Genomic DNA, 11944 nt, shown 5'->3' with positions numbered 1-11944 from the left:
ATTGAAAAATTTAAAAAAAAACGCCCCGAAATTATCCGGAGCGTTATAAAATAATTAATGTATTGAGTTAAGCCTGTCGGCTCTTAATTGTTTCTGCGATTTTCTTTACATCCTGAATCTTACCTTTTGCGGCAACAAGGAGGGCATCTTCACTGTCCACAATTACTACATCATCAAGACCTATTGTAGCAACAGTACGTTTACCGCCGCGGATGTAAGAAGAAGTTGTATCAATTGTAATTACATCATCACCTTTGATAACATTCTGATTTTCATCTTTCTTGCTGATATCATAAAGAGCGCTCCAGGAACCAACATCATCCCAGCCGGCATTTAATTTTACTACACGGCCTTTTGAAGTTTTTTCCATTACAGCATAGTCAATTGAGTCACCCTTAATCCGACCAAAAGCATCTTTGTTAAGACGAATAAAGTCTGTATCTTCTGTTGCCTTTTCAAATGCTTCAATTGAAAGCTTTGCCATTTCTGGATTATGAATCTTAAGTTCTTCAATAAATGTTGAAGCTTTAAATACAAACATTCCGCTGTTCCATGCATACTCACCGCTTGCAAGATATTCCTGTGCTTTTTCAAGACAAGGTTTTTCTACAAATTTTTCAAGAGTATATGCACCATCACTTTCTGTACCTGCTGCTTTTACATAACCATAACCTGTTGCAGGGAAAGTTGGAACAATACCAAATGTAACAAGATATCCTTTTTCAGCATTAACTGCTGCAGCTTTTACTGCATTCTGAAAAGCTTCTACATCTGCAATAACATGATCACTTGGAAGTACTACTACTACTGCATCTTTATCCTGTTTCATAGCGGCACAACAGGCAGCTGCAATTGCTGGGGCAGTATTTTTTGCCATAGGTTCAAGAAGAATTGTTGGCTTAGTTTCACTAACTTCACCAATCTGCTGGGCAACCATAAAGCGGTGACCTTCTCCACAAGAAATAATTGGAGAACCAATCTGAAGTCCTTTAAGACGAAGAAGAGTTTCCTGAATCATAGTGCGCTCACTAACGAGCGGTAGAAACTGTTTTGGATGGTCACCCCATGAAAGCGGCCAAAGACGTGTTCCGGCACCACCGGAAAGTATAATTGGAATAATCATATTTGTATTATATTAAATATTATGTTTTAGGGCAAATGAAGTGTATTAAATGATTTTCATAAATATAAAATAAAATTATTAGTAATAATTCAAAATCTCATGTTAGACTTAAATGGATGTACAAAGAAAATAATTCAATTTTTGACGTGATGTCAAAACCGGAAAAAATTAATTTCGCATTTCAGCCGATTTTTGAAATTGAAACTGGCAATATTTATGGTTATGAAGCACTTATGCGTCCCACTCCTTATACACCAATGGAAGTAATAGCTGAATATGCCCGTTTAAATCGATTAAATGAAATTGAAGATTTTACAATCTATTATGCAGCTAAACAATTTTTAGAAAATAATCTTACTGGTAAGTTATTTTTAAATTCCTTCCCTTCTGCTTTTGTATCTGATGAAATGCTTGATAAAGTTCATCTTCTTGTACAGCACAGATTAAAGAGCCGCCTGGTTATTGAAATGCTCGAATACACCGAGTTTGACAACCATGCTCACAACAAAAAGACTACACAGTTTATAAAATCTCAAACAGACGAGTTTGTAGCAATTGATGACTATGGCACTGGCAAAAACATTGATGAAGAATGTATAGATTTCTATAATCCGGACATTGTAAAAATTGACCGCAAACTGATTTCAAACATTCACACAAATCTAAGAAATCAAAAAGCATTGATTGATATCTGTAATTACCTTCAGCAAAAAGGAATCATAATCCTAGCCGAAGGCGTAGAAACTCAGGAAGAATACGACTACCTGAAAAAATACCCAATAAAATTAATGCAGGGCTACTTCCTGGGCAAACCGAAGATTTATAATGATTTGCAGTAAGAGTTCGACTCCCAAGAACTCTGAAAAATTTAGAGCAAAAAAAAAGAGTTTCTAGATTCTAGAAACTCTTTGAAAGAGCGGATGAAGGGAGTCGAACCCTCGTCATCAGCTTGGAAGGCTGAGATAATAAGCCGTTATATGACATCCGCAAGTGATATATTAAATATATAGATTTGCTCTGTTTTAGTCAATAGCTTAAAACTAAATTTTTAAAAATTTGTCAAAAAAAAGTCCTGATTTTTCAACCAGGACTTTCAAATCAACTAAAAACTATGAACTCAAAAATGATTTATTTAATTTCAATAATAAGGTCATTGTGAGCTTTAGAAGGATTTACATCATACTTTTTGCCGTTAGTTGCATAAACAGCATAGTATGCATATTTCTTCATGTTTGAAGAATCGTTAATAACAGTTTCTACAGAGTCTGTATCATTAAACTCCTTAAGATCCCCCTTACCAACAGCATCCCACTTTGTTGCATCTGGACTATCAAATCCAAAAATAATGAAATCCATATTTGAATCAGATGACTTATTAATCAATTTGATATTGTCCTTGAACTTACCCTTTACACTGTTTACATCAATAATAGTTGAGTTCTTTCTAACATCAGCTGGAGTATCAATATCCATGTCTACAAGGAATACACAAGACTCTTTAGAGAATGCATACATAAATACGTTGTCATAAGTGAATGTAACATTATATTTTCTGTCATCTTTTGGAACGAGTGCAAAATATCTGTAATCATCATAATCACCATCATATTCAGACTCAAGAACACAAGAATCAAGGATACCGTTTACAATTGCATCACCAGCAAAGAGCCATTTCTTTTTATTTGATTTCATTAAATAAACATCAAATTTAAGATTCTTTTCAAAAGTAAGGTTTACAATTTTACAAGCATCACCAAAATCTTCTTTCAATGTTTTTGCATCAAATACATAAGCATTTTCTGATTCTGTGAATGCAGGAAGATTCTGTGCAAACATAACTGCAGAAACAAATAATGCGATACACAAAGTAATAAGTTTTTTCATAAAAACCACTCCTTAAATAATTTTAAAGTATTTTATCATAGATTAAAAAAAAGTTGTAATAATTTTTATTTAATAAATTTAAAGTCGGCAGATCCCTGATTCATAAAGGTCTGTATTTTTGATCTTTGAGGTTTAAGATTTTCTGTAAACCATCTGATATCACTTGCATAATCAGAGGCAACATATTCAGCATTGTAATTAAGCTGTACAATTTCAGATTTACCGCTTGCAGTAGTTCTGGAAATCGCTCCGTAAAATTTTATAATATCCTCGGTCGCCCTGAAATATCTTTCCATCTTTCGCTCGGTAAAAATTGCTCTTAAGAATTCCAGCTGTAGTTTTTCTATCTGAGTATGTTCACAGCAGCAGTCCGTATTACCGTCCATTGTAAGTTTTTTATCATAAAATAACTCAAGAAGTTTTGAACCTTTCATTTTCAAAACTCTGCAGACAGAATTAAACCACGGCACTGCTCTTCCGTCATTATAAAAAACACTGCAGGCCTTAGCGAGTTTTTTTGCCTTCTTCATATCTTCAATACTGAACTGTTTATTTTTTATAACGTGATACGGAGGATCTTTTTCCCACTCAAGTCCCAGGCCTTCTGCCCTGTCAAATAAATCAGTTCCAGGAAGAACAGAAAGACAGAACACTTCAAGATTATTAGGATACAAAGAAAGTGCAAAATCCATTCCATCTCTAAAAGAACCAAAGCTTTCGCCTGGTAAGCCAAAAATTAAATCAAGGCCAAAGGTAACGCCTTCTTCATTTAAAATTGAAATACCTTTTAAGAATTTCTTTTTATCCCATGGACGGTTTACAAGTTTTAATACATCTTCATTTGCACTCTGTAAACCAATCTGTAAAGCGCACGGAATCTTTGTAAACTCACGGGCAAGTTCACGGTCAATAAACTCAGCACGGGCTTCAAAATAATAAAAGGTATTCGGAGTTTTTTGTCTGATTAGTCTGAGCAGTTCCACTGCCCGATTTTTATTTACATTGTAAGTTGGATCCAGCACGAAAACCTGAGGAATCTTTTTTCTCGCAAATAAATCAAGCTCAGCTTTAATTCGCTCCATCGGGAAAAGTCTTACTGTTTTTGCACCCTTAGATTCATAGCAGTAAGCACACTTAAAAGGACAACCTCTTGCAAGTTCCCAGAGCGCACCTTCATATTCAGAAGGATCAATAATTCCATCAAGATATGGTGAATGTAAGATAGAAAGTTCAGGTAATTGAGAAATTATAACTTTGTCTGATTTTTCAGACGTATTAATGATTTTTGAAATCAGTTCCGGAACAGAAACCTCGCCTTCACCACTTACTGTATAATCAAAATCTTTATAGAAAGAAGGATGTGCCGTAATTTCAGGACCGCCTGCAATTGTAACAGCACCTTTTGTTTTTAAGAACGCAGCGGCCTGTCTAAGAATTTCGACATTCCATACAAAGCACGAAAAGCAGACAATCAGTTTTTCACAAGGCTGATAAAGTTTGTCTGCAATATACTCCGCCCTTTCATCTTTAGATTTCAGCTTTTTAAAATCATCATCTTCAAGAGAAAAAGCTTTAAGATTGACATTAATCTTGTCTTTAAGATTCGGCCAGTTCTTTACAGCAGAAGCAATGCATGCAGCTCCTAACGGCAAGGCTTGAGGAGATTTTTCTATTAATAAAGTTGTACAGACAACTGCAACGGACAATTATTTTCCTTCCTTTACATATTTGTCCAGCTGCATATTTGCAAGATTTAATTTCTGAACGACACAAGGACCTGCAACACAACCGCCTTCACAGCTCATAACTTCAACAAGATTTCCGTCGCCTTCTTTAGCTTCAACACGACCTGCATTAATTTCGCCATAGTACTTAAGCTTCTTCATACCTTCTATATTCAAGCCGTTAATAACATCAAGCTTTAATATAGAAGAATCAGCAAGACGGCATCTTACAGCTTCAGCAACACCGCCTGTACGTGCAAAATTACGGCCGCTTGCAGTTGGCACTTCAGTTTTCTTTACAGCTTCAAGTTTAGAAACTTCAATTCCCTTAGCCTCAAAGAAAGCAGAAAGCTCTTCCGCAGTAATTACATAATCAACAAACTCATCATCAAAACCTTCTCTACGTTTTGCAAGACAAGGTCCCACAAAAACAGTGACACAAGAAGGATCATCTTTCTTAGCAAGCTCTGCAGTATAATGCATAGGGCTTCTTGTTTCAGAAACACATGGATCAAGGTCTGGAACATGAATATGAACCGCACGAACATAAGCTGAACAGCATGAAGTTGTCATAAGCTTATCTCCACGTTTCATACGTTCTGTAAACTCAGCCGCTTCTCGGTCCGCAGTAATATCAGCTCCAGCAGCAACTTCATATATTCGTGTAAAACCGAGCTGCTCAAAACCACGCTCCAGCTGTCCTGCACTAGCCTTAAACTGGGAAGCAATAGAAGGCGCATACATCACACTAACCTTTTTGCCAGCCATAATATGCTTAATAACATCCACCAGCTGGCTCTTGTCCATCATAGCGCCAAAAGGACATTCACTCATACATTTACCGCAGTAAATACATTTGTGAAAATCAATAACTTCGTGACCATCTTCTCCCTTGGAAATAGCTCCTACAGGACAAGCAGCCTCACATGGAACAGTAATTTTAATAATTGCATGGTATGGACAATTCTGCTCACAAAGACCACAATGAATACATTTTTCCGCATCAATATGAGCATGATGAACAATATGAATAGCTTTCTTAGGACAGTTCATCATACAAGGGCGAGCAAAACATCCCTGACAGGCATTAGTAACCATAAAGTTCTGTTTTACACAACCGTTACAAGCTTCGTGCAAAACAGTTATCATAGGCCAGGTAGGCTTTTCTCTTTCAAGCGCTTCTCTTGCATAATCATCAAGATCATTTAAATCATTATAATTCTCAACAGAAATTCCCATACGCGCAAGAAGACGCATTTTCAAGAGTTCCCTGTCATGATAAATACAGCAGCCAATTGGAGCTGTTCCGGAAGGTCTCATTTCAGTAGGAATTTTATTTATTTTTCTAGAATCGAGTTCACCATCCAGCTGAAGTTTTGCAATTCTAACAAGCAGTTCTCTCTTTACGTTTGTGGCATTATTGTTGATATTCATATTGTATATAATAGTATTAAAGATTTATTATTTGCACAATATTTGAAATTAAATTAAAATAATAATGATATGGCAAATATTAACATTAACAAGAAATTCTATCCTCCTAAGGATTATTTCGAAAAGCTCCCGATTCGAGAGCAGGAACAGTTAACTATTCTTACCGGATCCAACCTTGTTTTTCTTGTTCTTTTTGGTTTGTTCGCAATAGTTCTTTTTGTATTCAAATACTTCATTATTAGTATTGGAAGCTTCTTTATTCTTTCGTTCTTTATGACTTCTCTTTCACTCATCAAACGAAAGCATATTCATTTTGGAGCATGGCTTACAACCGCCGCAATTCTTGTTGTCGTCGCCGTGGAATTTTATGGATCTCCCTTTACTGTAACAAATTATCTGCCATATAGAGATGCATGTTTCCTTTCGGTAATGTCTGTTTGTAACTATGTAATTTCTCTACGACGTAAACAACTTCATGTTTTCTTTGGTGTCGGTATTGCACTATGGGGACTTCAGAATGTAGTAAGATATCAGCCACTTTTTCAGGCCGATCCTAATACAGCAACAATGAACATCATCATCTGTTCAATGGGTATCATTACTGCAAATATCTGTATTCTTCTTTTTGATAATTTTGCACGTCGTGTAGTTTCACGTGCAGAAGAAAATGAAAATAAATCTTCCCTTGCACTTAATAAGATTTCAAATGTAATTATTGAAACTGCAGAAGGTCTTAATATAGGAAAGCAGCTATCAGAATCTACAAATAAAGCTTCAAACAGTGTTTCTGAAATCAGAGAGCTTTATAACTATATTAATACTGAAACAAATACTCTCAGTTCAGAAGCTATAACTATCAAAGATTCCAGCTATCAGATTAATGATAAAGCTGAGCAGATGAAAAAGAGTGTTCAGAGCCAGAGTGATGCAATTTCTACAACCTCTGCTGCCCTTACAGAAATGTCTGCAAGCCTTACAAATATCAGCAGCATTGCAAATGATCAGAGAGCCGGAATGAACACTCTCGTTCAGAACCTCGACTCACAGATGAAGCTTCTTCAAAATCTTGTAAACGACATGATGAAGGTAAAGGAATCTTCAGACAAGGTTTCAACCTTCGTAGAAGCCGTAAATAAAATTGCTTCTCAGACAGGTCTTCTTGCTATGAATGCTTCTATTGAGGCTGCTCATGCCGGAACTCTTGGTAAAGGCTTCTCAGTAATTGCTCAGGAAATCCGTAAGCTTTCCGAAGAAACTTCTAAGAATGCACAGAAGATTACAGACACACTTGAAGAAAACGGAACAATCGTAAACGCAACTTCAGAATCTGTAGTTTCCTTCTCTGAATATACAAAGACAATTACAAACGAGCTTCGTAATACAATCCGTGTTATGGAGGAAATTCTTTCGGGCGTTTCAGAAATTGATACCGGAACCCGTGACGTTATGAATGCCCTCACCCGCATTGTAGACGATGCTGATACAAACACTCGACTTGCAGAAGGAGTTGCTTCAGAAATCATCCAGCAGAATACTGCACTCCAGAATATTTCAAATGGTACTGAACAGCTGCAGCGTAAGGTTAGCAGCCTTGAAGATTATTTGAATAACATTGGACATGCTATTGATGAAATCGACAGTAACGCTTCGGCAAATGCCGCTGTAGCAGAAAAGATTTCCGGAGCTTTGTGCTAAACACATCCGAATATTTCCTCTTGTTTTTCTATTAACAAAAAACGTTTAATAGATTATAATTAAAAAGATATATTAGGCTTAATATATTCATTATAGTTTATTATAGATATATTTATTTAATAGGAGACAGAAATATGTCAAGAAAAATTACAATCATCGGTGCAGGACAGGTAGGATCAACTGTTGCCTATGCCCTTACTTTGAAGCAGATTGCTTCAGAAATCGTTATCATCGATATCATTAAAGAAAAGGCTATGGGAGAAGCAATGGATATCCGCCAGGGTACTCCTTTCATTGGACCTGTTTATGTTCATGATGGTGACTACGAAGATGCTAAGGGTTCTGACATTGTTGTATTTACATCTGGTGTTGGACGCAAACCTGGACAGTCACGTCTTGACCTTACACAGACAAACGTTGATATCACTAAGTCTGTAATTCCTCAGATTACTAAGGCTGCTCCTAACGCTCTTTATGTTATTGTTGCAAATCCAGTTGATATTCTTACATATCAGTTTGTAAAAACTTCTGGAATTCCAGCTAACCGCATTTTCGGTACAGGTACAATGCTTGATACAGCTCGTTTCCGCGCTCGTATCGCAGAAAACTACAAGGTAGCACAGGAAAACGTACATGGTTACGTATTCGGTGAACACGGAGATTCTTCTTTCGTACCTTGGTCACTTGCTAACATTGGTTCTATTCCAGTTGATTCATTTGCTAAATCATACCGCGGACCAAAACTCCCAGATTTCGACAAGAATGACGTTGAAGACTACATCCGCAAGTCTGGTGGAATTATCATTGCTGCTAAGAAGTGCACAAACTATGCTATTGGTGTAACAACAGCAACTCTCTGTGAAGCTTTGAACTACGATACAGATTCTGTTCTTACAATTTCTTCTATGCTCGACGGTGAATACGGAATTAAGGATGTATGTCTTTCTATTCCAACTGTAATCGGTGGCAACGGAATTAAGGGACGCATTGAAGCTCCTCTTACAGATTCAGAAATTGAATCTCTCCGCCACAGTGCAGAATGTCTCAAAGACGTTATTAAGCAGGTAAACTTCTAATTAACTATGTGGTTTCGATACGGCTTTCAGCCTACTCAACCACCGGTGGTTGAGTGATGCGAAGCATCGTATCGAAACCACAATTATAAGGAAACACATTATGGAATACAAAATTGAACATGACTCAATGGGTGAAGTAAAAGTTCCTGCAGATAAATACTGGGGAGCTCAGACTGAACGCAGTCACGAAAACTTCGAAATTGGTGTTGGTATTGAAACAATGCCACGTGAAATAACAAAGGCTTTTGGTTACCTCAAAAAGGCAGCTGCAATGGCAAACAACGCCCTCAAGCCAGAGAAGATGACTAAGGAAAAGCTTAGCGCAATCAAAAAGGCTTGTGACGAAGTAATCGCCGGCAAACTCAACGATCACTTCCCTCTCGTTGTATGGCAGACAGGTTCTGGTACACAGAGCAACATGAATGCTAATGAAGTTATTGCTAACCGCGCTAACGAAATTGCTGGTAAAAAACTTTGTCATCCAAACGACGACATCAATATGAGTCAGTCATCAAACGATACCTTCCCTACTGCACTTCACATTTCTGCAGTATATGCTATCGAAGACAAACTCTTCCCAGCAATTGATACACTCGTAGCAACATTTGCAAAACTCGAAAAAGAAAATATGAAGATTGTAAAGAGTGGTCGTACACACCTTCAGGATGCTGTACCTATTTCTTTCGGTCAGGAAATCTCTGGATGGAGAACTTCTCTTGAACGCGACAGAAAGATGCTCGAATCTTCACTTCCATATCTCAAGCAGCTTGCTCTTGGTGGTACAGCTGTAGGAACTGGTCTTAACGCACCAAAGGGTTTTGACAAAAAAGTTGCTGAATGCGTAAGCGAACTCACAGGTAAAAAGTTCGTAACTGCACCTAACAAGTTCCACGCTCTTACTTCTAAGGACGAACTCGTATTTGCACACGGAGCAATCAAAGCTCTCGCAGCAGATATGATGAAGATTGCTAACGACGTTCGCTGGCTTGCATCTGGTCCTCGTGATGGTCTTGGAGAAATCCGTATCCCTGAAAATGAACCAGGTTCATCAATCATGCCAGGAAAAGTAAACCCAACACAGTGTGAAGCTGTAACAATGGTTGCAGTTCAGGTAATGGGTAATGATGCCGCTATCGGCTTCGCAGCTTCTCAGGGTAACTTTGAATTGAACGTATTCATGCCAGTTATCGCTTACAACTTTATCCAGAGTACACGCCTTCTTGCAGAAGCAATGCTTTCATTCAACAAAAACTGTGCTGTAGGAATTAAGGCTGATAAGGATAAGATGCATCACAATCTCTACAATTCTTTGATGCTCGTAACAGCATTGAACCCATATATCGGTTACGAAAATGCTGCTAAGACTGCACACAAAGCATTTGATGAAAATATTTCTCTTAAGGAAGCTTGCGTAGGACTCGGATTCCTCACAGCTGCTGAGTTTGATAAAGTATTCAAACCAGAAGCAATGGCTTTCCCACAGAAATAAGGCTACAATCGAAGAACCGTTAAAAACCGGGCTGCGACAGCGGGCCGGTTTAGGTTCATCGAAAGAATGCCTCAGAGGCAAGCTGTGCTTGCCGATTTTTTTTATAAGGACATTTTATTGAAACAGAAAATTCCAGTTATAATTCTTCTTGTTCTTTCCCTTTTATTAATTACTTACATCACACCTTCATTCTTACACAATAAACAGCACGAAATTTCAAACAACCAGCTTGTAGCATCACACATTTACGGACTCATTGCAGGAAGTGTAGAAAGACCAATCGGTATTTCTACGGGTTTAAGTTCCGATGAATTTTTGATCCGTGCTCTTGAACAGGAAGAAGAGACAAATCCAAAAGCAATGGAAGCAATGATGTCTTCTTTTCTTTCTGCCATTACTAATCAATTTGGTTATGCAGCAACCTTTGTTGTTTCAGAAAAAACAAAACGTTTCTACACTCCTACTGGTATTGCTAAAATTGTAAATCCACAGGATGACCCGTACGATAACTGGTATCCTATTTTTATAGATAATGGACTCGACGTTGCAGTTGAAACAGACCGGGATCAGCTTTTTGATTACCGCTGGAGTATTTTTATCAACGCTAGAATTAAAGATGATGAAGGAAATACTCTTGGTGTTTGTAGAATCGGACTTTTCATGGAAGATTTCCAGAAAATGCTTCAAGAAGTTGAAAAAGAATATCAGGTTAAAATCAATCTTATAGACACTCAGGGCCTTGTTCAGGTTGATACTAACTTCAATAATATCAAAAATGCTTACATCTCAGATGCACTTTCAGACGGTGCAAATGACAAAGCATTTACTCACGTAAAGAAAGGAAAAAGTGGTTTCCGTATGACACGTTATATGCCAAGTCTCAGATGGTATCTAGTCGTACAGGGAAATAATATTATTCAGGCACAAACAAAGGGAATTATTTCTATCGTTTTAATTTATTTCTTCATAATTCATGCAATTTTATATTTCCTTTTTGACCAGAAAAAAGTTCAGCATCACGATCTTGTAAAGTCTTCACTTCCGGAAGATGAATTAACGGGACTTCCTAACAGAAACTATCTTAAAGAGTCTTATGGAGAACTCGGAGTTTTCAATACTACCCGTTATAAATCTCTTGTAGTTTTTGACATAGATCACTTTAAGATTGTCAATGATGGCCGCGACGGCGACAAGATAGTACTTGCAATTGTAGAACTTGCAAAAACAGCTCTTGATGACAGAGGAATTATGTTCCGCTGGTCAGGAGACGAATTTGTTCTTTTCCTTGAGATGGACAGTTATGAAGCAGAAGAAAGATTTACCGATTTCTGCGAGCAGTCCCAAAAAGAATTAGACGTAACGGTTTCTGTAGGAATTGTCGACGTTGACCTTTCCGTTTCAATTAAAACAAATTATTACCGTGCAGTACAGGCATGCTATGCAGTTAAAGAAGCCGGTGGAAACGGTGTTGGCAAGCGATGAAAGAAAAGTCATCTATACTGTTAAAGTCCAAAACATT

The 11944-nt window shown here is 37.4% G+C and carries 9 protein-coding genes and 1 tRNA gene; 5 read left to right on the top strand and 5 right to left on the bottom strand.

The genetic code is table 11. The features are described from left to right. Positions 1-67: 67 nt before the first annotated feature. Entirely contained in the window at positions 68-1123 is a 1056-nt protein-coding gene (locus BM161_RS03880) for a mannose-1-phosphate guanylyltransferase/mannose-6-phosphate isomerase (RefSeq protein WP_074930625.1), read from the bottom strand. Positions 1124-1239: 116 nt separating this feature from the next. Between BM161_RS03880 and BM161_RS03875 the strand changes: the two genes are divergently transcribed. After that, positions 1240-1962 carry an EAL domain-containing protein gene (locus BM161_RS03875; protein WP_074930624.1) on the top strand — a complete coding sequence of 241 codons (723 nt, stop codon included), beginning with the start codon at positions 1240-1242 and terminating at the stop codon, positions 1960-1962. A 76-nt stretch (positions 1963-2038) separates the two neighbouring features. Here the strand turns inward: BM161_RS03875 and BM161_RS03870 are convergent. The 4 genes from BM161_RS03870 to BM161_RS03855 all read right to left on the bottom strand — a co-directional run bounded on the left by BM161_RS03870 (position 2039) and on the right by BM161_RS03855 (position 6165). Further along, positions 2039-2111, bottom strand: a tRNA-Gly gene (locus tag BM161_RS03870). A 140-nt stretch (positions 2112-2251) separates the two neighbouring features. Then, entirely contained in the window at positions 2252-3007 is a 756-nt protein-coding gene (locus tag BM161_RS03865; protein WP_074930623.1) for a hypothetical protein, read from the bottom strand. A 65-nt stretch (positions 3008-3072) separates the two neighbouring features. Further along, on the bottom strand, positions 3073-4713 hold the full coding sequence (locus BM161_RS03860) for a B12-binding domain-containing radical SAM protein (protein WP_074930622.1): 1641 nt from the start codon (positions 4711-4713) through the stop codon (positions 3073-3075). After that, on the bottom strand, positions 4714-6165 hold the full coding sequence (locus BM161_RS03855; protein WP_074930621.1) for a monomeric [FeFe] hydrogenase: 1452 nt from the start codon (positions 6163-6165) through the stop codon (positions 4714-4716). It lies immediately after the preceding gene. 69 nt (positions 6166-6234) lie between these two features. On the opposite strand from BM161_RS03855, the gene BM161_RS03850 reads away from it, so the two are divergent. From BM161_RS03850 to BM161_RS03835, 4 genes are all read left to right on the top strand, one after another. Next, a complete protein-coding gene (locus BM161_RS03850; protein WP_074930620.1) occupies positions 6235-7860 on the top strand; it encodes a methyl-accepting chemotaxis protein in 1626 nt (541 codons plus the stop codon). 134 nt (positions 7861-7994) lie between these two features. Then, positions 7995-8936 (top strand): L-lactate dehydrogenase, encoded by a 942-nt coding sequence (locus BM161_RS03845; protein WP_074930619.1) that lies wholly within the window; start codon positions 7995-7997, stop codon positions 8934-8936. 100 nt (positions 8937-9036) lie between these two features. After that, positions 9037-10425 carry a class II fumarate hydratase gene (fumC, locus tag BM161_RS03840; protein WP_074930618.1) on the top strand — a complete coding sequence of 463 codons (1389 nt, stop codon included), beginning with the start codon at positions 9037-9039 and terminating at the stop codon, positions 10423-10425. A gap of 117 nt (positions 10426-10542) precedes the next feature. After that, entirely contained in the window at positions 10543-11907 is a 1365-nt protein-coding gene (locus tag BM161_RS03835; protein ID WP_177206200.1) for a sensor domain-containing diguanylate cyclase, read from the top strand. The last annotated feature ends 37 nt before the right edge of the window (positions 11908-11944 follow it).

Source organism: Treponema bryantii (genome assembly GCF_900113965.1).
GTDB classification, from domain to species: domain Bacteria; phylum Spirochaetota; class Spirochaetia; order Treponematales; family Treponemataceae; genus Treponema_D; species Treponema_D bryantii_A.
The sequence above is the reverse complement of the archived record's forward strand: the minus strand, read 5'-3'. Positions and strand labels throughout refer to the sequence as shown.